This window comes from Deltaproteobacteria bacterium (assembly GCA_016235345.1).
Taxonomy (GTDB): Bacteria; Desulfobacterota; Desulfobacteria; order Desulfobacterales; family Desulfatibacillaceae; genus JACRLG01.
In genome coordinates, this window is sequence record JACRLG010000023.1 from 143,900 (window position 1) to 168,133 (window position 24,234).

18 protein-coding genes are annotated in these 24,234 nt (G+C 59.1%); 9 read left to right on the top strand and 9 right to left on the bottom strand.

Translation table 11 applies throughout. The features are described from left to right. Positions 1 to 47: 47 nt before the first annotated feature. The 5 genes from HZB23_11245 to HZB23_11265 form a co-directional block, all read right to left on the bottom strand. Positions 48 to 839, bottom strand: coding sequence for an activase (locus HZB23_11245; GenBank protein ID MBI5845231.1), 792 nt, complete (start codon positions 837 to 839; stop codon positions 48 to 50). A gap of 266 nt (positions 840 to 1,105) precedes the next feature. After that, entirely contained in the window at positions 1,106 to 2,527 is a 1,422-nt protein-coding gene (locus HZB23_11250; GenBank protein MBI5845232.1) for a 2-hydroxyacyl-CoA dehydratase, read from the bottom strand. Between the two features lie 189 nt (positions 2,528 to 2,716). Then, a complete protein-coding gene (locus HZB23_11255; protein ID MBI5845233.1) occupies positions 2,717 to 3,850 on the bottom strand; it encodes a 2-hydroxyacyl-CoA dehydratase in 1,134 nt (377 codons plus the stop codon). Positions 3,851 to 3,913: 63 nt separating this feature from the next. Next, positions 3,914 to 4,654 carry an AAA family ATPase gene (locus HZB23_11260; GenBank protein MBI5845234.1) on the bottom strand — a complete coding sequence of 247 codons (741 nt, stop codon included), beginning with the start codon at positions 4,652 to 4,654 and terminating at the stop codon, positions 3,914 to 3,916. Positions 4,655 to 4,759: 105 nt separating this feature from the next. Beyond that, positions 4,760 to 5,551 carry a hypothetical protein gene (locus HZB23_11265; GenBank protein ID MBI5845235.1) on the bottom strand — a complete coding sequence of 264 codons (792 nt, stop codon included), beginning with the start codon at positions 5,549 to 5,551 and terminating at the stop codon, positions 4,760 to 4,762. Positions 5,552 to 6,525: 974 nt separating this feature from the next. On the opposite strand from HZB23_11265, the gene HZB23_11270 reads away from it, so the two are divergent. The 7 genes from HZB23_11270 (at position 6,526) to HZB23_11300 (ending at position 17,021) form a co-directional block, all read left to right on the top strand. Then, positions 6,526 to 6,858, top strand: a complete 333-nt coding sequence (locus tag HZB23_11270) for a hypothetical protein (GenBank protein MBI5845236.1) — start codon at positions 6,526 to 6,528, stop codon at positions 6,856 to 6,858. Between the two features lie 140 nt (positions 6,859 to 6,998). Beyond that, a complete protein-coding gene (locus tag HZB23_11275) occupies positions 6,999 to 7,958 on the top strand; it encodes a glycosyltransferase family 2 protein (protein MBI5845237.1) in 960 nt (319 codons plus the stop codon). Between the two features lie 3 nt (positions 7,959 to 7,961). Then, entirely contained in the window at positions 7,962 to 9,833 is a 1,872-nt protein-coding gene (gene asnB, locus HZB23_11280; protein ID MBI5845238.1) for an asparagine synthase (glutamine-hydrolyzing), read from the top strand. Then, a complete protein-coding gene (locus tag HZB23_11285; protein ID MBI5845239.1) occupies positions 9,830 to 11,437 on the top strand; it encodes a methyltransferase domain-containing protein in 1,608 nt (535 codons plus the stop codon). The genes asnB and HZB23_11285 overlap by 4 nt, the downstream gene beginning before the upstream one ends. Beyond that, positions 11,434 to 12,891 carry a radical SAM protein gene (locus tag HZB23_11290; protein ID MBI5845240.1) on the top strand — a complete coding sequence of 486 codons (1,458 nt, stop codon included), beginning with the start codon at positions 11,434 to 11,436 and terminating at the stop codon, positions 12,889 to 12,891. Before HZB23_11285 ends, HZB23_11290 begins: the two co-directional genes overlap by 4 nt. A 7-nt stretch (positions 12,892 to 12,898) precedes the next feature. Further along, the gene (locus HZB23_11295) at positions 12,899 to 14,668 is read left to right on the top strand and encodes a tetratricopeptide repeat protein (GenBank protein MBI5845241.1); all 1,770 of its coding nucleotides are present in this window, start codon (positions 12,899 to 12,901) and stop codon (positions 14,666 to 14,668) included. 163 nt (positions 14,669 to 14,831) lie between these two features. Further along, positions 14,832 to 17,021, top strand: a complete 2,190-nt coding sequence (locus HZB23_11300) for a HAMP domain-containing protein (GenBank protein ID MBI5845242.1) — start codon at positions 14,832 to 14,834, stop codon at positions 17,019 to 17,021. A gap of 708 nt (positions 17,022 to 17,729) precedes the next feature. Here the strand turns inward: HZB23_11300 and pyrE are convergent. Beyond that, a complete protein-coding gene (gene pyrE, locus HZB23_11305) occupies positions 17,730 to 18,296 on the bottom strand; it encodes an orotate phosphoribosyltransferase (GenBank protein ID MBI5845243.1) in 567 nt (188 codons plus the stop codon). Positions 18,297 to 18,620: 324 nt separating this feature from the next. Here pyrE and HZB23_11310 point away from each other — a divergent pair, with 324 nt between their 5' ends. Together HZB23_11310 and HZB23_11315 are read left to right on the top strand one after the other, a co-directional pair. Beyond that, a complete protein-coding gene (locus HZB23_11310; GenBank protein ID MBI5845244.1) occupies positions 18,621 to 20,033 on the top strand; it encodes a S41 family peptidase in 1,413 nt (470 codons plus the stop codon). A 7-nt stretch (positions 20,034 to 20,040) separates the two neighbouring features. Further along, positions 20,041 to 21,078, top strand: coding sequence for a divergent polysaccharide deacetylase family protein (locus HZB23_11315; protein MBI5845245.1), 1,038 nt, complete (start codon positions 20,041 to 20,043; stop codon positions 21,076 to 21,078). An 83-nt stretch (positions 21,079 to 21,161) separates the two neighbouring features. Here the strand turns inward: HZB23_11315 and HZB23_11320 are convergent, their stop codons facing one another. From HZB23_11320 to HZB23_11330, 3 genes are read right to left on the bottom strand one after another with little or no spacing between them, the layout of a single operon-like run. Next, the gene (locus HZB23_11320) at positions 21,162 to 21,443 is read right to left on the bottom strand and encodes an acylphosphatase (GenBank protein ID MBI5845246.1); all 282 of its coding nucleotides are present in this window, start codon (positions 21,441 to 21,443) and stop codon (positions 21,162 to 21,164) included. A gap of 2 nt (positions 21,444 to 21,445) precedes the next feature. Beyond that, entirely contained in the window at positions 21,446 to 23,476 is a 2,031-nt protein-coding gene (gene ligA / locus HZB23_11325; protein MBI5845247.1) for an NAD-dependent DNA ligase LigA, read from the bottom strand. After that, a complete protein-coding gene (locus HZB23_11330; protein ID MBI5845248.1) occupies positions 23,455 to 24,147 on the bottom strand; it encodes a hypothetical protein in 693 nt (230 codons plus the stop codon). The genes ligA and HZB23_11330 overlap by 22 nt, the downstream gene beginning before the upstream one ends. Positions 24,148 to 24,234: the final 87 nt, after the last annotated feature.

The window sequence follows — 24,234 nt, forward strand, 5'->3', positions numbered from 1 at the left end:
TACATGACGCCCCGCCCGCCCCCTGCCTGACACAGCAGATCGCGCCCTCAGTTCCCCTGTTTGCGGAGGGCTATGACGGCCGCGCCTAGTGCCCCCATGAACTGGGGGTCCATGCCAAGGTTCACGATGTCAACCCTAAGGACCTTTTCCAGGGCCTTCACCAGCCCCTTGTTCTTGGAGCAGCCGCCGGTTACCGTCACCTTGGGGCGGATTCCCACGCGCCGGGCTAACGTAAAGACGCGCTTGGCCACCGAAAGCTGGACGCCCGCGGCTATGTCTGCTGGCGGATGGCGCTTGTAGAGGAGGCTGACCAGTTCCGATTCGGCGAAGACGGTGCACTGGCTGGTGACGGGAACCACCTTCTTGGCCTTCAAGCTGAGCTCCGAGAACTGGTCCAGGGTAACGTCGAAGGTGCGCACCACGGCCTCGTAGAACCGGCCCGTTCCGGCGGCGCACTTGTCGTTCATGGCGAATTCCAGCACGCTTCCGTCGTCGTTCAAGGCTATGGCCTTAACGTCCTGGCCGCCGATGTCCACTATGGTGCGCACTCCTGGGTCCATGTAATGCGCGCCTACGGCGTGGCAGGTGATTTCCGAGACGTTCTCGTTGGCGAAGGGCACCTCGTTTCTGCCGTAGCCCGTGCCCACGAGGTAGGATATATCCCGGACGTCCAGGCCCTCCACCTGGCCCGCCGCCATTTCAAGCACTTCCCGGCCCGTTTCGATGGGGTCGATCTTGCTTCTTATGAGGGCGCTAGCAACCACCTTGCCCGATGCGTTCAGAATCACGGCCTTGCCGGTGGTGGAGCCTAAATCGCAACCTGCAAAATATTTCGGCATAGTACACCTTTCCATAATTATTGGCCTGTCTAAAAAACGCGAATTGCTGTGTCATGCTTCAAAGCCAATTCCGCCACGTACTTTTAGTACGCTTGCTCATTGGCTTTTCGCACTCCTTGCACTTCATCGTTTTTATCCAGGCTTCGTATCCAGGCGTTCGACAGGCTGATTATGGCGGGGCCTGGTTCCGGTAAAGCCCCGTGTTTTTATGTCGGTCCGGTTTATCCCAACTGGGAAAAATTTGCAAAAACAGCCTTCGGGTCGGCCTATTTGCTTGGCTCGGCCTTGATGACGGTTTCCATGAAGCCTTCGGCCTGCTTGCGGATTTCGGCGGGGGAGACCACCCGCGTGTCCGAAAGGTCGTACTGAATGATGAGAAGCGGGATTCCGCGCTCCCTGCACTTTTCCCGGAACATGCCATTCAGGGCCATGGTGTTCTTGCAGCCCATGTGCCCGGCCATCCAGATCATGTCCAGGTTGAAGCGTTCGTAGAGATCGAAGAGGTCCGTAAAGAAGTTGGTCTGGGGGCCCCTGGTGTGCCGGGCCATGGGGCCCTGCATGATGATTCGGGAAAGGCCCTCCATTATGGTCTGGGGGCTTTTCGTATCGATGTAGGGGTGGCGGTTGTACGAGATCATGTCCATGAGGGTGACGACCCCGTAGCGCTGCTCGGCCCAGGCGATGAGCTCCGGGTAGACCAGGGTGGGCGGGTTCCACAGGGCGGCCCGGAAGCGCTCGTTGTGAAGCGCGCCGCCCTCTGCCCGTATGCGTTTGGCCATGTCCACCATGGTTTTCATGTATTCGGTGCAGGCGGGCCTCCCCGGCATGGCCACCATGAAGATCATGTGCCCCAGGTACAGGGCCTCGCCCGCCAGGGGCGCGGGTTTTTCCCGGATGAGGTCCCATAGCTCCATCTGGTATTCCACCGAGCGGTTGCGTTCGTCGCAGATTTCCTTCAGGCGGTCCCAGTCCATGCGGCCCGGAGTGTTGGCCTCCAGCCACTTTACGGCCCGGAAAAGCTCGTCGGCGAAGTACTTCGTGCTTCGCTCGTCGTAGAAGTTGTAGGGAACGTCCAGGCGGAAGGTGGGGACGTTGAGTTCCCGCTCAAGGACGGTGTAGCAGCTCATGCCGCCGTCGCAGGGCATGTTGGACGTGAGAATGGCGGCGGGCCTCGGCATTTCTCCCTTCAAGGCAAGGCCCATGGTGGCCTTGGGAAGGCTGCATATGTCGGGAGGGGTCCCGGCGTTTTCCGAGACGTCTATGTAGCGCTCGGCGAAATCCGAGCGGATGAGCGGCCCCATGATGCCCAAAAGCTCGGCCATCCAGGGATTCAAGCCCATTGCGTAGATTATTTCGGGCGGAACCAGGTCCTCGTGCATGACGGTGTATTCGGGCCGGGTGAAGACCCCCTCAAGGGTCTCGGTTATGGCCTTCACCACCCTTGAAAGGGCCATTGCGCTCGCCTGGCGGTAGAGGCCCTCGCGTCCCTTGGTGGACATGTCGAAGAGGGTGCCGCAGTCCAGAAGAACCTTGAGCCAGGGCTTGGACCTCAAATGCCCCAGCATGGTGAGCGGCCCAACCCTCAATCCCATGTTCGCTATGTGGCCGTATGCCTCAGCCTTATAATATAGCGTGCGGGCCTGCTCCATGGGGCTGACCCTTGCGCCCTTGAGATCGTATATGCTCATGACCTTTTCCTGTATCCCGCTTCGGGTTTCATCCCCAATTAAAATTCTTTTAAGGCCAGCGCAGACAGGCTGATCAAAAACGATGAAATGCAAGGAAGAGGAAAGCGGGCGGGGAGGAATAGTACTTGCCGTACATGACGACCCGCCCGCTTTGCTCTGACACAGCAGTTCGCGTTTTTGGACAGCCTGTCACTTGCCCATGCTTTCCATAAAGGCCTGGACTCTGGTCTGCAGTTGCCCCTCGCTTCCCAGTGAATATTCCCGCTCCAGGCGCAGAACCGGTATTTTGGCCTTTCTGAGGGCGTTGATCATGGGGCTCGCCTCAACGCCCCAGGTGTCGCAGAACTTCATGGTTTCCAGCACCACGCCGTCAACCCGGAACTCTTTTGCCGCCGCGATGATCTCCTCGACCCTGGTGTCGAACTCCTCCATCATGCGGGGGCAGCTTATGTTGGAGAGGCTGCGCCGGGCAAGGACCGTGAGGGGGTCGCCTTCGTCGTCTATGGGGGCAAGGGCCGGGATGGAGCCTGTACAGGTGCGGTCCCCAACCACGAGCGCCCCGGTGGACTCGATCACCCTTATGTAGTGCGGATCGTCGCAATGGCTTCCGGCCATGAGGAGGCGCGCCCGGTAGTCGTCTATGCCGGGGGCGTTCCGGGCTGTTTCGTAGAAAACCCGCAGATGGGGGATGATGAGGTCCGTGGGCGACGAGGAGGCTGCGGCGATCAGGGCCTGGAACATGGCCCCGGTGAGCGGCGGGTGGTCGCGCTTCCTCAAATCCGAAATGTCGCGCATGAGGGCGAGATATTCGTTGTGGGCGTCTATGGCGCGGGACAGGGCCGCGTCGTCGGTGACCACGTTGAACTTGTCGGCGAGCTTTTCCGCCAGCATGGAAAGCTCTTCGCGCATCCACTGGACAGCCGCCTCGCTCCTCTTGTGGGGGACGTCCAGGATATGAATGAAATCCGGGTGTTCCAGGTAGTCCAGGTTGTCGTACAGGCGGCGCATGTGATCGCAGCTTGCGGTGAAGACCCAGCCGTTGATGCTGGAAAAGGTGCCTTCCAGCACGAACTCCAGGATGCTTCTTACCGTGGAGCATATGACGTTTGAAAGGTAGGTGTCGGCCATGGGCGTGCCGGAAACACCGGGGGCGCGCACCCTTACGCCGAAAAGGCCCTCCACGTTCAGCAAGGGTTCGGGAACGAATGAGCAGGTATAGGCTATGGCCTTGCGGTCGGCCTCCTGGGCCTTGTCCACCAGGGGGCTTATGGGCGAGTCGACGATGTCGTTGATCAGGCGTGGAAGGCTCACGGGCTGCTTCATGGTTTCCTCGTTTTCATGCCTTGATGATTTTTGATATCCACCGATTTCATCGCATTTTTTAGCTCAGGGGGCCAGTTTCAGGGCAATTTTCCGCGCGGCCTCAAGGGCCGGGTTGTCCGGGGGCAGTTCCCACAGGGGGCGTCCCCGGCGGTCGAAGTCCCTCACCTCTCCGTCTTCGGGGATAAGCCCAAGGATTTCCACGTTTTCGGGGAGGTCGAGGCCCTGGGCATCCGGGGCGCGGTTGACCGCCACCGCCAGCTTTTCGGGCCCCACCATCTGAAGGATGATATTTATGGTGTCCCGGCTCCGGCTCGATCCGTCGGAAACCGCGATCACCTTCGTCACCCTTCTTGTGACCTGCCTGCTTATCTGCTCAAGGCCCGCCTCCGCGTCTATGAGAACGAAGGAAAAGGGCGTGACCAGAAGGTCTATTGCTTCGCGCAAAAGGGTGTTGGCCGGGCAGAAGCAGCCCTTTTCGTCCATGCGGCCCATTGCCAGAAGGGCGTAGCCGTCCCGCTCCAGAAGGGCTTCCATGACGAGATAATCCAGGTCGCGGGCCAGGCTTTCCTTCTGTTTGGGGTCGCCGCTCCGGGCCGCCCTTATCATGGCCTCGCGGGCCCCGGCCAGGGTGGTTTTCACCGTCTGGCCAGTGGCCGAAACCAGGCCGCCAGCAGGGTCGGCGTCTATGAGAAGAAGGGGCTTAACTTCCAAGTCCAGGAGAGCGCGGCCCAGCATGGCGCAGAAGGCGGTCTTGCCCACGCCGCCCTTGCCGCAGACCGAGATGATGGGCTTTTCCTCAGCCATTATGGTTCCTTTACGACCGTCAAAAAACGCGAACACAGGTGTCGTTTACGGGCATTATCCGGGCGTATATCCCGGCGGCAAAGTCCGGCCCATGAAACGGGCGCGCTATCTTTTCGATTCCCGGCGGGCGATCACCACGTCGCGCAGGGTGTCGCAGACCGGCTTTTCCTCGCAGGTTTCGCAGTTGAGCTCGGTGCATTCCACCGTGCCGTCCAGTCCCAGGACCAGTTTCTTGTGCTGGCCGGAAAAGATTTTCGACTCCACGGATATGGGGCCAAGCTCCTCCACCGCCTCGCGGCTTCGGGTGACGAAGATGGTCTCCACGGCCAGCACGCCCGGAAAATCGCGGGCAAGGGAGGCGTTCATGGCCGAGCCCACCGAGAAAAGGTCGAGCCCTGCGGCCCGGCCCTTCTTGCTCATCCGCACCCAGAGGCGTCCGGGAACCGAGCGCACCATGTAGCCCGGAAGCCTGTGCATGAGGTACTGGGCGTTTTCCAGGGAAAAGGGGTCGGGGATGTTTAGGGGGTCCACCGCGACCACTATAACCTGGGCGAAGGACGGGCGTTCGTCCTGCCTCATGGCGGAAACGTCCGGGCCGACCACCGTCACCCGTCCGTTTTCCACGAGGGACGGGTCGAAGGTGGTGAGGATCACCGCAAGGCTTGCCTGGCTGGGGTGGCCCAGCTCCACGAAAACGTCCTCGGACAGGATGACCTCCGGCCTGCCCTTGCCCTCTTCCGCGAAACCGAACCTTTTTACAAGCTCGCCCGGCGGAACGGACCTACGGCTGACGGAGTCGCCCTTGTGTTGCCCAAGCCACTCCTTAAGCCCCGCAATGAGGGGGGCCATGTCAGTGGGCGAGGCGTCAACAGGCTTTGGGGGGTTGTTTTCGGTCACGTTTTTTATAATGAGCGTTCGGATTATTGGGGGACCAGGGAAACGGAGACCTCAATTATCTCCCAAAAACTCCCGGTATTTGACTATTGTTTTCATCATAACCCAGAACGCTTGTTCGGTCAACGGATTCTTGCGTCATAATTTGGACTTGAACGGCAGCCTCGAAAATTTTTTTACGATAGTAAAAGTATGGAATCAAGTATTATTTTTTGACCGGCCCGTTTCTTTCCCGATTCGGCAAAAATCGCTCAAGACCCATTATATTGTGTGAATGATATAGATGACTTCCATGCAATGTATGCAGTCTGCGTGCGGGGGCGGTTCTCCCGGCCACGGTTTTTTCCGTTTCCCGCCCCGGAAGGCCGGGTTTGAAGCAGAAAAAAATTTTTCGGGCAAAGGGGATTTTTTGACGCGACGCGTCTTTCCGGGGGAGCGGCGCAGAGGCGTCCCCTCCGGCGGACTCCGGGATGGGGAGTCCACGCGGAAACACCGGGCATCCCGATACGATTCATTTGCGTCCGCCCCGGCTGACGCGGTTTGGCGCTTGACAAAAGCGCCCTCGTGATGAAATGATAGCGGATGTGTCGGTTTCAAATCCGGTCATTTCCCTTGCAAACAAACACAAACAAAAAGCCAAAAATTCCGGTACGGCGGCGTCTTGTCGGCCCCGGCCTTAGAGTTTGTCCGTAAATAAGGTTGTAATACCGGGATTGCGGATTCGCCCAACCAGCAAGGAGCGCAACAGCGCTGGGTGGGATGAAGCCGCAATCGAATGTAAAGATTATTTACGGACACGCTCTTAGTCAAAATGGCGGAAACATGCGGTTACCCCGTCTTTTTTTCACGCGTCAAAAAAATTTCAACGCGCCTCTTCCCGCTCTCGATAGGCCAGCGCCACAGGAAACGGACCGGAAAATCCTTCCGGCGAGCCTTGCCGCGCATGGCCTGAAAAAAACACCATTACGGAGCAAACCATGAAAAAACTGATTGCGCTTATCGTTGTACTGGCTTTTTTTGCCGCGCCCCTTGCGGCCTTTGCCGAAGACGAGATGGTCATCATGGAGGAGGGCAAGCTGCCCTACGAGCTGAACACCTGGATGGTCCGCACCATATGCGCCAACGGCTACGTCTTTTTCGTGAGCTACGTTCTGGCGCGCCAGTCGGGGGCCGGAATCCACGCCATGCAGGTGATGGAGGAAAAGAACGGCGTCTCTGTGCCCATGAAATGCGACGCCAAAAAATACAAGAAGATACCCGCAGTGCAGCCGCCCGCCGCTCCTGCAGCGACCCCCGGCGCGTCCAACTGACGCCGGTCGAGGCTTGAAATGCGCCCCTGCTGGAAATCCTGCAGGGGCGCAATCGGCCATATGCCGCAAGGGGTCTGATTCCCCTGCTCGTCCATGCAAGCCGGAAGCCTCGCCGGACGATCCCGGAAAAGGTTACATTCATGGCGGCGTCCCTCGATCTGTCGGTGGTGGTCCCGGTTTTCAACGAAGCCGACAACATTGACGGCCTTTACGGCCAGATCAAGCCGGTTCTGGAAAGCCTTGGGAAAACCAGCGAGATCATATTCATAAACGACGGCTCCACTGACGGATCGGGCCCGCGCCTGGACGCCCTGTGCGCGGACCCCTGCGTAAAGGTGATCCACTTCCGCCGCAACTTCGGCCAGTCCGCCGCCATGATGGCCGGTTTCGACCACGCCAAGGGCGAGGTGGTCATTTCCCTGGACGCCGACCTCCAGAACGACCCGGCGGACATCCCCCTGATCCTGGAAAAGCTCGACCAGGGCTACACCGTGGTTTCGGGCTGGCGCAAGGACCGCAAGGACAGGACCCTCACCCGCAAGGTTCCCAGTTTCGTGGCCAACAGGCTGATTTCGGCGCTTTCGGGGGTGCCCCTGCACGACTACGGCTGCACCCTGAAGGGCTACCGCCGCCAGTTCATCGAAAACCTGGGCATTTACGGCGAGATGCACCGTTTCCTGCCGGTTTACGCCAAGTGGCAGGGGGCGAAAATCGCGGAAATTCCGGTTTCCCACAGGCCCCGCGTGGCGGGAAAGTCCAAGTACGGCCTGGAGCGCACCTTCAAGGTTCTTTTGGACCTCCTTCTCATCAAGTTCTACGACGGCTACGCCCAAAAGCCCATGTACGCCTTTGGTTTCGTGGGCTTTTCCAGCTTTCTGGTCTCCCTGGCCTGTTTTTGCGCCATGATCTATTTCAAGTTCTGGGGCGGCAAGAGCTTCATCCAGACGCCCCTGCCGCTTCTGGCTGTCCAGTTTTTCCTCATCGGCATAATCTGCTTTCTTCTTGGAATCACCACCGACCTTGTAATGCGCACCTATTTCGAGTCCCAGAACCGGCGTCCCTACATGGTGAGCCATACCAGAAACATGGAAGGCCCATAGGGGATGTGCGGAATCTGCGGCTTTTCCGGCGAGAGGGACGACCGGGCCCTGTCGGCCATGATGGCCCGCATGTCCCACCGGGGGCCGGACGGGGAGGGCTCCCTTTTCGACCCTCTCCAAGGGGTGAGCCTGGGGCACAGGCGGCTTGCGGTCGTGGACATAGAAGGCGGAAGCCAGCCCATGACCACCGCCGACGGAAGCCTTTCGGTGGTCTTTAACGGCGAAATTTACAACCACGCAGTTCTCCGCAAAAGCCTCATCGACCTCGGACACCGATTTATTACCCACCACTCGGATACCGAGGTTCTGCTCCACGGTTACCGCCAGTGGGGGCTTCGCCTGCCCGAACGCCTGAACGGCCAGTGGGCCTTCGCCATCCTTGACCGTGACAACAGGCGGCTCTTCCTCAGCCGGGACCGTTTCGGGGAAAAGCCCCTTTTCTACCACGAGGCCCCCGGATTCTTCGCCTTCGCCTCAGAGCTGTCGGCGCTTGCGGCGCATCCCAGCGTTCCCTCGTCCCTCGACCGGAAAAGCCTCGTAAAATACTTCGCCTACGGCTATATCCCGGCCCCGCGAAGCCTGTACGAGGGCGTGAAAAAACTTCCTGCCGGAAAGAGCCTGGTTTACGATCTCGATTCCGGGAAGACATCCTTAAAGACCCATTTCACCTTTCTGATCGAGCCTTTCGAAAAAATTCCCAAAAGGCCGGAGGACGAGTGGGGCGAGGAGATCAGACGCCTTCTGGCTGAATCCGTCAGGCTGAGGCTTATCGCGGACGTGCCTGTGGGGGTCTTTCTTTCGGGCGGCATAGATTCCTCGGCGGTGGCGGCCTTCGCCTCCATGGCAAGGCCCCAAGGGGGGGTGGAGACCTTTTCCATAGCATTCGAGGAAAAATCCTTCGACGAATCGCCCTATGCGAGGCTTGCGGCCAAAAGTTTCGGAACACGCCATCACGAGGCCCTCTGCTCCATGGAAAAGGGCCGGGAACTCGCGCCCCTTATACTCTCCCTCCTGGACGAGCCAATGGGGGACAGCTCCATAATCCCCACGTATCTCCTGTGCGGCGAAACCCGGAAACACGTCACCGTGGCCCTTTCGGGAGACGGAGGGGACGAGCTTTTCGCGGGCTATGACCCCTTTCTGGCCCTGAGGCTCGCCGGTCTCTACGAAAAGCTGGTTCCAAGGCCGGTTCACCGGGCCGTGCTGGCTGCGGCGTCTTTTCTTCCCGTGTCCCACGGCTACCTAAGCCTCGATTTCAAGCTGAAGCGCACATTGGGCGGGCTTTCGCATCCCCAAAATCTCTGGAATCCCGTGTGGATGGGCCCGCTTTCGCCAGCCGGGCTTTCGGAGCTTTTCGGCAGGCCCATGGACACCGAGGAGATTTACGAGGAGGCCATAACCGCGTGGGAGCAGACCGAAGAAAAGCACATTGTTGACAGGACCCTGGAATTTTTCACCAGGCTTTACCTTGCCGACGACATCCTGGTAAAATCCGACCGGGCCGGAATGATGCACTCCCTGGAGGTGCGCGCCCCCTTCCTGGACGCGGATTTAGTCGATTTCGTTAGAAGGATTCCCTGGCAGTACAAGTTGAGGGGCCGCCGTACCAAGTACATCCTTAAAAAGGCGCTCGCCCCGGTTCTGCCTGCGGCCATAATCAAAAGGCGGAAAAAGGGCTTCGGCGTACCGGTGGGCGAATGGTTCACGCGGGGATTTTTCAAGGACGCAGAGCCTTCGGCCTTTTTCGGTCTTGACGCTGATTTCGCGGCCAGGGCAAGGAGCCAGCATCTGGCGGGAAAAAGGGACCACCGGATGTTCTTGTGGAACCGCGCGGTTCTGTCTTTTTTCAACCCCAAGGGCACAGGAAAACCATGACCCTTACCCCAAAGCCCGACGCCAGCCGCATCAACCGCGATTATTACGACCGTTTCGCGGCCACGGAGCAGCCCTACTGGAAGTACATGGCGGCTCCCATCATGAGGGCGAAACGCCTGCGCGAGAAAGCCAGAGCTATAAGGCCCGACGTCATCTGCGACTTCGGCTGCGGAAACGGGGCCCTCTTGAAGGCTGTGGGACAGGATCACCCGAACGCGAGGCTCGTGGGCGTCGACCTCAGCGAGGCCCAGATCGCCAGGAACAGGGAGCTTCACCCGGAAATTTTGTGGAGCCAGGCCGATCTCGCCCGGCCCCTTGAATCCGGATTATTGCCCGATTCCCCCATTCTGGGGCTTTCCAGCGAGGTCATAGAGCACCTGGAGCGGCCCGACATCTATCTGGCCAATATTTACAGGTCCCTTGCTCCGGGTGGGACCCTGCTTTTAAGCACCCAGTCCGGCCCCATAAGGCCCACCGAGCGGCACGTGGGCCACGTGAGGCATTTTTCGGCCAAAGCCCTTTCGGACATGCTGGAAAAGGCGGGCTTCACCGGGGTCAGGGCCTGGAACGAGGGCTTTCCCTTTCACGACCTTTCAAAATACCTCGCCAATTTAAGCCCGGAAAAAACCATAAAACAGTTCGATGTCGATCACTACGGCCCTTACCAGCTTTTTGTAAGCGCCGCGCTGCGTTTTCTTTTCCTCTTCAACACAAAAAATCGCGGTGCGCAGCTTTTTGCCGTGGCCGGAAAAGCCGGGCCGGTAAAAGGCCGAACCACCGAAAACCCAAGGGACTCCTTCGCCCGTTTCGGCTATGAGTGGAACCGTTACGCGGAAATTCTGGACGCTTACGAGACCCAGTTCAACCGCTGGCTTCCCTTTCTCACCCAGGATGACTGGCAGGGCAAGACCTTTCTGGACGTGGGATGCGGCATGGGCCGCAACAGCTACTGGCCCATGGTCTACGGGGCTTCGGGCGGAAAGGCCGTGGACCTGGACGAGCGATCCCTGGCCGCAGCCAGGCGGAACCTGTCCAAATTTCCCGAAGTGGAGGTCGTGAAGGAGAGCGCCTACGACCTTTCGGACAAGGGCCGCTTCGACGTGGTGTTTTCAATCGGCGTGGTCCACCACCTGCACGACCCCCGTCGGGCGCTGGCCGCCATGCGGGACGCAGCCCGGCCCAAAGGCCTGGTCTGCGTGTGGCTTTACGGGTATGAAAACAACGAGTGGGTGGTGCGCTGGTTCGATCCTTTAAGGCGCAAGCTCTTTTCAAAACTTCCCATAGGCTGGGTACACGCTCTCTCGGTTATCCCTTCGGCCCTCCTGTGGTCCTACCTCAGGGTGGCGCGAAGGCTTCCGGCCTACCTGGCCTTTTTGCGGGGCGTCACCTTTCCGCATCTGCGATCCATTGTCTTTGACCAGATGCTTCCCGAAATCGCCCATTATTATAAAAGGGAAGAGGTGGAAAGCCTCATGAGGGGCGCCGGGCTTAGCGACATCCGCATCGAATGGGTGAACGGGCTTTCATGGGCCGCCTGCGGAACGGCCCCGGAAAAACCGTCCGGCGCGGCGGGCAATTCTGACAAAGGCGAAGCCGACAAATGAAAATCCTTCTTGTGAACCCGCCGGACGACCTGGAACGGGTCATAGGCTCCGGCGCGAACCTCATCACCCCCTTTGAGCCCCTTGGAATCCTGTACATAGCGGCGGTGCTGATGGAGGACGGCCACGACGTCAAGGCCATCGACGCCTTTGTGGAAAAGCTCTCGGTGGAGGATTTGAAGCTAAGGCTTCTTGCGGAAAGGCCCGAAATCGCCGGATTCACGGTTTTTACCAGCAACGGCGGAATAGTTTACGAGCTTGGCCGCTGGATGAAGAAAAACCTGCCCGAAACCCTGGTGGTTCTGGGAAATGTCCACGCGGCGGTCTTCGCCAGGGCCTACCTGGAAAACGGCGCGGCTGACGTGGTGGTTCACGGCGAGGGCGAGTGGGCCATGCGCGATCTCGCCCGGACCCTGGCGGACAAGGGCCGGGACTTTTCGGGCATCCCCGCCGTGTCCTTCATGAAGGACGGGGTTTTTGTCCCGTCTTCGGCCCCCGGAAGGGTGGAGGACCTCTCGGAGCTGCCCTTTCCGGCCCGCGACCTGGTTCCCCAGAAGCTCTACAACATCCCCTCGGTGTCCAACCTGCCATACAAGGGCAGCGACAAGGCCGTCGGCAAGCACATGTTCACATCAAGGGGCTGCCCCAACAGGTGCACCTTCTGCACCGTCCACCACAGCCGCCGCCAGCGGGCGGGCGACGTCATCCGCACCGTGGACGAGATGGAGATGCTGGTGGAACGCTACAATGCGTCATACATCTTCATCATGGATGCCCTTTTCATCGCCAAGAAGAAGAGGGTGATGGACATCTGCGACGAAATCCGACGCCGCAACCTGAGGTTCCTGTGGGGCTGCGAGGGCCACGTGCGCTACGTGGACCCCGAACTGGTGAGGGCCATGGAGGCCGCAGGCTGCCACGACATGGCCTTCGGCATAGAAAGCGGCGTGCAACGCCTTCTGGACACCGTGAAAAAAGGCATAAACCCGGAAATGGTGAGGCAGGCGGCCAGAACGGTGAAGAAAAACAGCGGGATCAAGCTCTCCGGCCTTTTCATCCTTGGCCTTCCCGGCGAAACCCGTAAGGATAGCCTTGAAACCATAAAATTCGCCACCACCCTCCCCCTGGACATGGCCCAGTTTTCGGTGCTGGTTCCCTATCCGGGCTCGGAAATCTTCTACGACCTTGCGGAAAAGGGCCAGATCGACACCGGGGTCAGGCCGGACGGAACCCTGGACACCGAGGTCTGGCTCAGATACTCGTCCTACGTCTCCTATACCAAAAACGAGCCCATCTGGGTCACCGAAGGCCTTGGGGCGGACGAACTGAAGGCCCTTCAGAAAAAGGCCGTGCGCTCGTTCTATTTCAGGCCAAGGCATTTCATCGCCCAGGTGAGGCGCCTGAAGCTATCGTCCCTTCCAACCATGGTGAAGACCGCCTTTGACACCTTTTTTTAGGGACGCCATGAGCCGCGACGGGAAATCCGCCTTTCTGGTCCTTTTTGCCAGCCCCCTGGCCGGGGCCGTCCTGATCGCGCTCCTGGCCCTCCTTGCCTGGCACAACAGCTTCGGCGTTCCCTTTGTTTTCGACGACAAGATCAACATCCTGGAAAACCCCTCCATAAAAAGCCTTCAGCCGCTGTCTTCCGTGCTTTCCGCCCCGCCCGGCACGGGAACCGCCGGAAGGCCCCTGTTGAACCTTTCCCTTGCCGTGAATTACGCGATTTCGAGCCTTTCCCCGGCAAGCTACCATGCCTTGAACCTTCTGATCCACGTGCTGAGCGGGATAGTGCTCCTGGGGCTTATGCGCCGGACCTTCGGCTCCCCAAGGCTTTCTGCGCTCTTCGGGAGCCGCGCCCCTTTTCTGGCCCTGGTTGCGGCCCTTGCCTGGACCCTTCACCCGCTCACCACCGAGAGCGTCACCTACGTGAGCCAGCGGGCCGAGTCCATGATGGGGATGTTCTTCCTTATCTGCCTTTACTGCGCCGCGAGGGGCTTTGAAAAAAGGCCCGTGAACCTCTGGCACGCGGGCGCGGCAGCCGCCTTGGTTCTGGGTGCGGCCTCCAAGGAGGTGATCGTTGTGGCCCCCCTCCTGATCCTGGCCTGGGACGCGGTTTTCGGCCAGAAAAAGGTGATGGGCGCTTTAAGGCGAAGCTGGTTCCTCTACCTGGGGCTTTTGGCGGGAATGGCCTGGCTTTTCTTCCTGGTATGGCTTGGAGGCACGGCCGGGGCCAACCCCCTGGATCATGGCGTCGGGCGCTTCAACTACCTTATCACCCAGGGCGGGGTGATACTCCACTACTTGCGTCTTTCGTTTTTCCCCGTGGGCCAGGCCTTTGATTACTGGGACTGGGACCGCTCGCTCACCCTTGCGGCCTATATAAAGGCGACCCTGGTGGGGATGCTGGCCGTCCTTTCGATATGGGGCCTTGCAAGGCGTCATCCGGCGGGTTTCGCCGGAGCCTGGTTTTTCCTGGTCCTCGCACCCACGTCATCCCTCATGCCTTTAAAATGCCCGGCCTACGAGCACAGGATGTACCTGCCCCTGGCGGCGGTTGCGGCCCTGTCGGTGGGGGGCCTCTATTGGGCGGCCCGCTCGACGGGAGGGCGTTTTCCCGAAAATATCCGAAAAAGGGGCGGCCTTTTCGGGGCGGTTCTTGCCGTGTTCGTGATTTTGGTACTCTGCGGGCTCACCATTCATCGTAATCACGATTACCGCACGGACTTCGCCCTGTGGGCGGACACCCTCGAAAAAAGGCCGGGCAACCTAAAGGCCCATCTCAACATGGCCCAGGCCCTGGAGAGCCTTGGGGACCTTAAAGGGGCCGTGGCCCACTACACGACAGGCCTTGCCATCGGCGATTACCGGGAGGTTGCCGGGGCCCATTACAACATCGGTAACATCATGGCCAAAACCGGGCGGAAGGATGAGGCGGAAGGCCACTATCGAAAGGCCCTCCTGGCCCGTCCGGCCTTCCCGGAGGCCCTTGTGAACCTTGCTGTTCTGCTCTCGGAAAAGGGACGGACCGACGAGGCCGAAAGGCTCTACGAAAGGGCCATCATTATTGATTACAACCGGGTGGAGGCCCATTTCAACTACGCGAACCTGCTCGTCGGGCGGGGCCTGTGGAGCGAGGCGGCCCAACATTATCGGGCGGTGACGACCCTTGCGCCCCACATAACCGCAGCTTCCGCCAATCTGGCCGTTTGCGAGGAGCATGAAAAAAACCGCTGAACCGTTCCCCGCTTAACGTCCGACGCCACCCCCCCCGCTTCTTTGGAGCAGGCCCTTTCCTGCACGGTTGACGCCCTTTTTGCATCCGGCGAAATAAACTGGTATCCTGTCTCATTCAATCCAACTCGCTTTTCCCCGTAAACCTCTCCGGGAGCCAGAAAAAGTGCAGGATCAAAACATCAAGCCGACACCAGCCGAACGCAGGAAACGCAGGCGGGAGATTTTTCTCATTTTCGTGATCCTGGGCCTCATCATCGCTCTCACTAGCGCAGAGACCCAAATAATGGATTTCGGCGAGTCCATCTCCATCCACTCCACCGTCATGATGTTCATTCTCATCAACGTGAACCTCATCGGGATGCTGGCCCTTTTCGTGCTGGTGGTGAGGAACCTGGTAAAGACCGTTTACGAGAGAAGGCGTAAAATCCTTGGCTCCCGGCTTAGGAGCAAGCTCATATTTTCCTTCACTATTCTTTCGCTGCTTCCCACAGCGGTGCTTTTCGTCTTCGCGCTCCAGTTCATAACCACCAGCATGGACTTCTGGTTTTCCGTGCCCGTGGAAAAGGCCCTGGTGGACGCCATCGGCGTAAGAAGGCTCTTTTACGAACAGGTGGAAACAGGGCAGAAGGCGGTTCTTGCCGAACTGACAAGGGAATTTGCAGGCAGGCGGCCTGCGGTCGGGGCCGGCCTTTCCCCGGTAAGGTCAATAGCCGGGCGCGTGAGGTCGGGCTTCGGGGCGGACGGGGTCGAGCTTTACGACGCTTCCGGGCGCAGGCTTTTTTTTATCGGGAAAAATGACGAGACCGGACTCACCTTTCCGGCCCTCACCGTAAGGGAGGCCACCGGCGATTCCCAGGCAAGGCTTCTGACAACCACCAGGGCCGGGGAACTGGTGCGCACAACGGCCAGGACCGACGCCGGTTTCGTGGCCGTGGGCACACTTTTGAGCCCGGATTTGGCCAAAAATCTGGCGAGCATAGTGGAGGGCTATTCCAAGTACCAGGAGCATGGAATGCTGAAGGCTCCCATGGAGCTTTCCCTTTACACCAGCCTCACCATAGCGGCCCTGGTCATCCTTTTCTGCGCCGTGTGGTTCGGCATCCACCTTGCGAAAACCCTCACCGTGCCCATCAGCATGTTGGCGGACGGAACCCGGCAGATCGCCTCCGGCGACCTGAGCCTGGTGCTTCCCAAGATGTCGGACGACGAGATGGGAAGCCTTGTGGAGTCCTTCAACTCCATGACCCGCGACCTCCGCATGAGCCGCGAGCAGCTTGAATATTCCGCCCACGTTCTGGCCGACCGCAACGTGGAGATCGAAAAACGCCGCAAGTACATGGAGGTGGTGCTGGACAACGTCTCCGCCGGGGTGGTGTCCCTGGATTATGCGGGCCTTGTCTCCACCATCAACAAGAGCGCCGAAAGAATGCTTGGGATAAAGGCCCAAAACGCGGTTGGAAAGAGCGTCCGCAAGGTCTCCGAGGGGCAGGCCCTGTGGCTGGCGGCCAGGGCCGTGGAGGAGCTTGAAAAAAAGGGCGACGACGCGGTGAAGGTGCCGGTCAGGCAGAACGTAGCGGGCAGGCCCCGGAGCTTTCTGGTGAACGCCACGGCCCTGAAGGACGAGGCCGGGCGCTACATGGGAACAGTGATCGTGGCGGACGACCTCACCGACCTGGAGCGCGCCCAGCGCATGGCCGCGTGGCGGGAGGTGGCGCGCCGGGTGGCCCACGAGGTGAAAAACCCGCTCACTCCCATCAAGCTCTCTGCCCAGCGCATGGCCCGGCGCTTTTCCGACGAGATAGAGGACCCGGTGTTTCTGGAATGCACCAGGACCATAATCGAGCAGGTGGACCTCATAAGGAACCTTGTGGACGAATTTTCCGCCTACGCGCGTTTTCCGGCCCCCAGGCCCGTGCCCAGCCACCTGCCCCTTCTGGTGTCCGACGCCCTGGCCCCCTACCCGGATGGCTACCCGAACATCGACTTTGAGTTCAAGGTGGAAAACCAGGAGGTGGTCCCAAGGCTCCTTCTGGACCCGGCCCAGATCAAGCGGGTTCTCATAAACCTAGTGGACAACGCCATAGCCGCCATAGGCGGCCCCGGCAAAATCACCGTCTCGGTATGCGTGAGGCCGGATGAATCCATGGTTGTGCTGGAAGTGGCGGATACTGGAAAGGGGCTTACGGACGAGGAAAAGGGCAGGATTTTCGAGCCCTATTTTTCCACCAAGTCGGCGGGCATGGGCCTTGGGCTCTCAATCGTGGCTGCGATAATAGCGGATCACAACGGCTCGATCCGGGTCACGGACAATGAGCCGAACGGGGCGAGGTTTATTTTGGAATTCCCCACCTGATTTTGCAGGAACGTTATTTGGATGCTTCAAAATTCAATTAATTGCAATTAGGATTCGATTCACATTAAAGATATAGTTGAGATAGGGCCTATGTCTTTGTTTAATAAATATGGTGAAAAAGACACAGATTACATTAAAGTATTTTGGAGTCTGAAATTTAAGCATTATCTGTAGCAGAGTTTATTGTTGTATCAAAAAAACTAATAGTTGAATGATAGTGCCAATTATGATGCATAGCCAGGATATAATCCAAAAATAATATCCATTTAATCCAATATATCTTTTTGTTTCATATCTAAGATCTGATATGTTTGTTGAAAAAGGAAAATGAGTTGGAAAAATCATCATGCCAATTGAACCTAAAATGATTAAGGCATATGAAATAAAAGAAATCCATTTCATTGTGTGGCCATCCTTTAGGAATAGTATGGTTAAAGTTAAAACAATCGCAGTCACTCGCCTTTTACAAACGACATGTTTTATCTTACATGGAGCAAGGTTTACTTCCATGTTATGGATAGATAGAGTCCGTCACCCCGGCGAAGGCCGGGGTCCAGAAAAACATTGCACAAGGCAAAAGACTGGATTCCGGCCTACGCCGGAATGACGGATTGCGGGGTTTTTCCCGGTTTCGTATCGCCTGCATTAAAAGGCTGCGAATAGTATAAAGACACCCTCATCCTTTCCAACCGACTGCCATTCGGCTGGTCAGGTTTTTTTCAACTCCTGCCAGCGGGCCTGAAGCTCGGCCTTGGTGGTTACTGCGCAGGCTTCGGGGACCAGCTTCCTTATGGCGTCCAGGCCCCCCTCCTGCCTGTCCACCAGGATCAGGGCTTTCACCACTATAAGGCCCTCCTCCTGGGCCCGTTCGATGGCCTTGATGGTGGAGCCGCCGGTGGTGGCCACGTCGTCGATTACGGCCACCCGGTCGCCGGGGGCGAGGTCGCCCTCTATCCACTTCACTATACCGTGGTCCTTCTGGGTCTTTCTTATGGAGAAAGCCTTTATGGGGCGCTTTAAAAGCTCGGATGCAAAGGCCGTGGCCATGGCCACCGGGTCGGCCCCGAAGGTCAGGCCGCCTATGGCCGTCACTTCGGTATCCCCAAGGGCCTTCATCATGAGATGCCCTATAAGGTACATGCCGCGCGGATGAAGCGTGACGGGCTTGCAGTTGACGTAAAAACGGCTGATCCTGCCCGAAACCAGCTTGAACCGGGGCTCTTCGGACCAGTTGACGGATTTTTCGCACAGAAGGTCGATCAGTTCCTGTTTCATTATATAAACCCTTGAATTGTAAAATGGCCCGGAGCCCCCGCCGGATTGGAAGAAGCCCTATTGTTACGGGACCCGGCGGAGACTCCTGCCCGAAGAAAACCGTTGGCGGCCCTCCCCGGCAGTAAAGGCTATATCAGAACCTAACCATGGGGTCAAATCGGGCGTCTTGGCCGTGAGGGCCGCGCAGACCCTGGCCGGATTGAGGAGTTTCACATTGAGGCTTTCATTAACTTCTGGCAATTGTCTTTCATCTGCGTTATTGTTTATGTTGCGGATTCGCTTTAGGAAAGGCCTTTTCGGGGCCATCGACAATAGGAGCGTCAGATGAAATTATTCAGGAAAAAAGGCGGCATGTTTGTTGTTTTCATGGGGATATTGGTGGCCCTGGCCGTGAGTTCCGGCTTCGACGCGGTTCGGGCAGCAGGCGAGGAGACCTACAAGGGCTTGAAGCGCTTCGCCACGGTCCTGGATATCGTGGAACGCAGCTACGTCGATCCTGTGGAAGGCGAAAAGCTCATCGACGGCGCCCTCTCCGGTATGCTCCAGAGCCTCGACCCCCCCAGCGCGTTTCTCTCCCCCGAAGCCTACAAGGACCTCCAGGTCGACACCCAGGGCGAATTCAGCGGCCTAGGGTTGGTTGTTGCCATGAAGGATGACCTGATAACCGTGGTCGCCCCGGTTGAAGGCACCCCCGGAGACAAGGCGGGCATCAGGAGCGGCGATCGGATACTCAAGGTGGACGGGGTTTCCACCCAGGACATGAAGCTGTGGGAAGCCGTGGAAAAGATGCGCGGCCCCAAGGGCACCAAGGTGGTTTTGAGCATCTACAGGGAAGGCGATGACGACGCCAGAGAGTTCACCCTGGTGAGGGACATCATCCCCATCTACTCGGTGCGCTCCCTTCTGATCAAGCCGGGTTACGGCTACATACGCATAACCAATTTCCAGGACAACACCTTGACCGACGTGAAAAAGGCCCTGGATGAGCTGGAGCGCGGCAAGGACCCGTTAAGGGGCCTTGTGATCGACCTTCGCAACAACCCGGGCGGCCTTCTTTCCCAGTGCGTGAACGTGGCCGACCTGTTCATCGATCAGGGTGAAATAGTCTCCATCAAGGGGCGCAAGAAGGAAAACAACCGCGTTTACAGGGCCAGGAAGGATTCGCCCGCCAGGAATTATCCCATAGTGATCCTCATAAACAGCGGAACCGCCAGCGCCTCCGAAATTCTGGCCGGCGCTCTCCAGGACCACAAAAAGGCCGTGGTCATGGGAACCACCTCCTTTGGCAAGGGCTCGGTCCAGAGCGTGGAGCCCCTTCCCGACGGCTACGCAATGAAAATCACCATCGCCCGGTACTACACACCGTCTGGCCGTTCCATCCAGGCCGAGGGCATAGTGCCGGATATCGAGGTCCAGGACGATGTGGATACCGACCAGGAGGAAAAGACCGAGGCGGCCCCGTCCAAGAAGCGGGACCGCACGCGGGAGCGCGACCTTCTTCACCACCTTGCCCCGCGCAACAAGGATAAGAAGGAGGCGGACAAGCCGGGCGAAAAGGGCAAGCCCGCAGACGTCAAGCCCGACGCGAAACCCGAAGCCGCCCCGGACGCCAGCGATGCGGACGCCAAGGCGGAAAAATACGGCCATATAACCGCGAAAAAGCTCATGGATGACTCCCTTGTGGTGAGGGCGCTTGATCTTCTCCAGGCCCATTCGGTCTTTTCGGGGTCCAAGTAAGGTTGTCATGGCCGCGAAAAGGAAGAAAGGCAAAAAAAAGGCTGCCTCCGGCAAGGGAGGCAGCCCGTTTTTAAGGGGAGTGGTCAGCATCCTAATCCTGGCCGCCCTGGTGGGGGCGGCCCTGTTCCTGGCCCAGAAATACATACCGGCGGGAAAGGAAGCCGGACGGCCTTCGGTTTCCCGCCCTGCCGACGATAAAACTACCGCCCCGGAAAAAACTCAGGCGCGGGAGGATTCCGGCAGAGGCCCTTCCGAGGTCCGCACCGAAGGGGCAAAGCCCGAAAAGCCAGCAGAAAAAGCCTCATCCGAAAAACCGGGGCCGGAAGCCTTGAAGCCCTCCCAAAAGCCCAACCTTCCCGAACCAGCCGAAACCGCCGAAAAAGACAAGCCCCTTCTGGCAGTAATAATCGATGATCTTGGCTACAAGGCGGACATCGATAAAAAATTCGTGCGATTTCCGGCTCCCCTCACCCTGGCGGTCATGCCCCACAGTCCGGGGGCGAAAAATATAGCAAATTCCGGGCACGAGGCGGGCAAGGTCATCCTGGCCCACGTTCCAATGGAGCCATTGGGATACCCCGAAGAAGACCCGGGCACAGGGGCGCTTCTCACATCAATGGATGCAGACACCCTTGTTGCGGCCTTGCGGGAAGGCGTCGCCAGGGTGCCCCACGCGGCGGGAGTCAACAACCACATGGGAAGCCGCCTCACCCAGGAAGCCCAGTCCCTGCTTCCCCTTTTCACCGCCCTTAAAAAGGACGGGCTGTTTTTCGTGGATTCGGTGACTTCGCCCCAGAGCAGGGCAGGGGCGGTGGCTGGCCTCCTGTCGCTCCCCTTCGCCCGGCGCGACGTTTTTCTGGACCACACCAAAAGCAAGGCCGACGTCACCGTCCAGTTGCTCCGGGCCGTAAGCCTTGCGGCCAAAAACGGGAAGGCCGTGGCCATAGGCCACCCCCACCCCGTGACCTACGAGGTTTTGACTGAGATGCTCGGCGAAATCAAAAGGCAGGTAAGAATCGTACCGGTTACGGAGATAGTGAAATAGCGGGGAAAAAGGGGAATTGAAGCAAGTCGGCCAGTCGGTGACAAATTGTCACCGACTCGAATCACTCGACGCCGACGGCTGAATCAATAGGTTATCTCGAATGATGAAAACTCCGGGCCACCGGTTATCTCGTGAACTTCCACCCGGCTGACCCCTGAAAGGGCCGGGCCTTTCCGGCACCATTCCACGGCCCTGTCCACTACCTCCGAAGGTCCCTCGAAAAGGGCCTCCACCCTGCCATCCACGAGGTTCCTCACCCAGCCTTTGACGCCTATTCCTTCGGCCATGCGCCTGGTTTCCATGCGGAAGCACACGCCCTGGACCCTGCCCTCTATCAGAACCCGCACTCTCTTGAATTCTTCCATCATCATCCCTCGATCATCCGCAGAAGCTCTTCCTCGCCGATGACGACCACGTTCAGTTCGCGGGCCTTGTCGAGCTTGCTTCCCGCTTCCTCGCCAGCCACCACGTAATCGGTCTTTTTGCTGACCGACCCGGAAATCTTGCCTCCGGCGGCCTCGATTTTCGCCTTGGCCTCGTCCCTCTTGAGGGTCGGAAGCGTTCCGGTGAGGACGAAGGTTTTTCCCGAAACCGCCGCTGAAACCGCGCCCGGCCCGGCCTCCTCTTCCACGATTACGCCAAGGTGGAGAAGCCTTTGAATGAGGGCGGCGTTTTCCGGGCGGCTGAAAAAGGCGGTGATGCTCTCCGCCACGACCGGGCCGATTTCCGGGATTTCCGTCAACTCGCCTTCCCTGGCGGCCATGACGTTTTCCAGGTTCTTGAAGCGCCGGGCGAGTATTTTCCCCACGTGCTCGCCAACGTTCCTTATGCCCAAGGCGAAAAGAAAGCGGGCCAGCGGAATTTTTTTAGCGGCATTGAGGGCCGCGATTATGTTTCCGGCGGATTTTTCCGCCATGCGCGGAAGGGCGGCCAGATCGCGGAGGCTTAGCGCGAAAAGGCCGGAAGCGTCCGCTATAAGGCCGGTTTCCACGAGCTGCGAGACGAGTTTTTCCCCCAGGCCGTCAACGTCAAAGGCGCCCTTGCCCGCAAAGTGGCGGATGGTCTCCTTCACCTGGGCCGGGCAGGAGGCGTTTATGCAGCGTATGGCCGACTCGCCGGGCACGCGGTCGACAGCGGAGCCGCACACCGGGCATCTGTCGGGCATGACAAAGGGGGCGGGCCTGCCGGGGCGATCGGGATCGAGCACCTTCACCACTTCGGGGATCACGTCGCCCGCCCGCTGGATTAAGACCCTGTCGCCCTTGCGCACGTTTTTTCTGGCCACCTCGTCGGCGTTGTGGAGGCTGGCCCGGCTCACGGTGACCCCGCCCACGTTGACGGGTTCGAGCGCCGCCACGGGCGTCAAGGCCCCCGTGCGCCCCACGGAGACCAGGATGTCGTTTACCGTTGTGGGCTCCTGCACGGCAGGGAACTTCCACGCTATGGCCCATCTTGGGCTTTTGGAGGTGGCTCCAAGGGCGGCCTGGGCTTCCGTGTCGTCCACCTTCACCACCATGCCGTCCATCTCGTAGTCGCTTTGGTGGCGGCGGGCCAGAAGCTCGGCATAATGGTTTATCACGCGGTCTATTTCGATTTTGCCCAGAATATCGGGGTTCACCGGAAGGCCCCACCCTGAGAAGACTTCAAGCATTTCCGACTGGGATGAAAACTCCGCGCCGGTCACGAGCCCCAGCCCGTAGGCCATGAGGGCCAGCGGCCTGCCTGCGGTGATTCGGCTGTCAAGCTGCCTTAAGGAGCCCGCCGCCGCGTTCCGGGGGTTGGCGAAAAGGGGGAGGTCGTTCTCCTCGCGTTCGGAGTTCAACCGGGCGAAATCGCTCTTTTTGATGTAAATTTCGCCTCTTACCTCGATCAGGGCCGGGATCGGGCTGCCAGCCGACGCTTTCAGAGTTTTTGGGATGTTGCGAATGGTTGTTACGTTCCGGGTGACGTCCTCGCCCGTGACCCCGTCGCCGCGCGTGGCGGCCCTCGTCATCACCCCGTTTTCGTAGGTGATTTCAACGGCAAGCCCGTCTGTCTTGGGCTCGGCGATGTAGAGCACACCGCCGCCGGTTTCAAGGCTCTTTCGCACCCTCCGGTCGAAATCGAGGATTTCAGCTTCCGAAAAGGCGTTGTCAAGGGAGAGCATGGGGATGGCGTGGGGGGCCGGGGCGAATTTTTCAAGGGGCGCGAAACCCACCTTATGGGTGGGGGAATCCGGGGAATCGAACTGCGGAAACCTTGCTTCAAGGTCAACCAGCTCGCGCTTTAAGCGGTCGTATTCCTCATCCGCAATTTCCGGGGCGTCCTGGCCGTGATACAGGCGGTCGGCCCGGCTGACGATCTCCCGAAGCTCGGCGATCCGTTTTTCCGCTTCCGCTATTTCGAAAATATCGGACACAGCGCCTCCGAAATTTTTCGCCTGGACTCCCCGAAGGGCCTGTCCAGAAAGCCAGCCCGCCAGTGATGCCCGAAAAGCTCGTCGGACACCGTAAGGACGGCGGAAAGCCTTATTTTGTGGAAGGCCGCCACGGAAAAGAGCGCGGCTGTTTCCATGTCAACCACAACCGCGCCTTTTTGCGCGAATCTTTCAATTTTTTCCGGGGTCTCCCGGAAAAGGGCGTCGCAGGTCCATACCCCGCCTGACGCATAAGACACTCCGGCGTCCGAGAGAAGGCCGCAGAGCCTTTCCCGGCCTGTTGCGGAGGGCCTGGAAATCCCGGAAGAATCAAGCCCGTAGTGAAGGCTTGTTCCCTCGTCGCTTGCGCCGAAGTACCAGCCCGCGAAAACCACGTCGGTGACTCCCCAGGCGATGAGCATTTCCAGCGCCGCCGCAGCCTGGGGAGCGCCCATTACCGGGCCTGCCGCGCAGGGGCCGCCCTTTTTGTGGCTTTTGACATAGACCCGGCAGAACGGTCCGTTCCGCCAGGGTTTTCCCCCCAGCCCGGCCTTTTTGGCGAGGCCGGTCAAATCCGGCTCCACCGAGACGAGAACCGCCTCCGGCCCGAGCCTTGGGTCATTCGGGCCGATAAAGGGCGTCACCACGGGTTTTTGCGGGTCGATTTGGCTCAATGGATATTCCTCTGAAAAAGGTTGCATATGAGCCTGGATAAAAACGATGAAGCGCAAGGAGAGTGAAAAGCCAGTGAGCAAGCGTAC

Excerpts from the sequence above, each read along its gene's own strand:
- HZB23_11260 (MBI5845234.1), bottom strand. The coding sequence starts at position 4,654 with ATGGCTGAGGAAAAGCCCATCATCTCGGTCTGCGGCAAGGGCGGCGTG.
- HZB23_11290 (MBI5845240.1), top strand. The coding sequence starts at position 11,434 with ATGAAAATCCTTCTTGTGAACCCGCCGGACGACCTGGAACGGGTCATA.
- HZB23_11255 (MBI5845233.1), bottom strand. The coding sequence starts at position 3,850 with ATGAAGCAGCCCGTGAGCCTTCCACGCCTGATCAACGACATCGTCGAC.
- HZB23_11320 (MBI5845246.1), bottom strand. The coding sequence starts at position 21,443 with ATGGAAGAATTCAAGAGAGTGCGGGTTCTGATAGAGGGCAGGGTCCAG.
- HZB23_11245 (MBI5845231.1), bottom strand. The coding sequence starts at position 839 with ATGCCGAAATATTTTGCAGGTTGCGATTTAGGCTCCACCACCGGCAAG.
- asnB (MBI5845238.1), top strand. The coding sequence starts at position 7,962 with ATGTGCGGAATCTGCGGCTTTTCCGGCGAGAGGGACGACCGGGCCCTG.
- HZB23_11310 (MBI5845244.1), top strand. The coding sequence starts at position 18,621 with ATGAAATTATTCAGGAAAAAAGGCGGCATGTTTGTTGTTTTCATGGGG.
- HZB23_11295 (MBI5845241.1), top strand. The coding sequence starts at position 12,899 with ATGAGCCGCGACGGGAAATCCGCCTTTCTGGTCCTTTTTGCCAGCCCC.
- pyrE (MBI5845243.1), bottom strand. The coding sequence starts at position 18,296 with ATGAAACAGGAACTGATCGACCTTCTGTGCGAAAAATCCGTCAACTGG.
- HZB23_11270 (MBI5845236.1), top strand. The coding sequence starts at position 6,526 with ATGAAAAAACTGATTGCGCTTATCGTTGTACTGGCTTTTTTTGCCGCG.
- HZB23_11250 (MBI5845232.1), bottom strand. The coding sequence starts at position 2,527 with ATGAGCATATACGATCTCAAGGGCGCAAGGGTCAGCCCCATGGAGCAG.
- HZB23_11285 (MBI5845239.1), top strand. The coding sequence starts at position 9,830 with ATGACCCTTACCCCAAAGCCCGACGCCAGCCGCATCAACCGCGATTAT.
- HZB23_11275 (MBI5845237.1), top strand. The coding sequence starts at position 6,999 with ATGGCGGCGTCCCTCGATCTGTCGGTGGTGGTCCCGGTTTTCAACGAA.
- HZB23_11315 (MBI5845245.1), top strand. The coding sequence starts at position 20,041 with ATGGCCGCGAAAAGGAAGAAAGGCAAAAAAAAGGCTGCCTCCGGCAAG.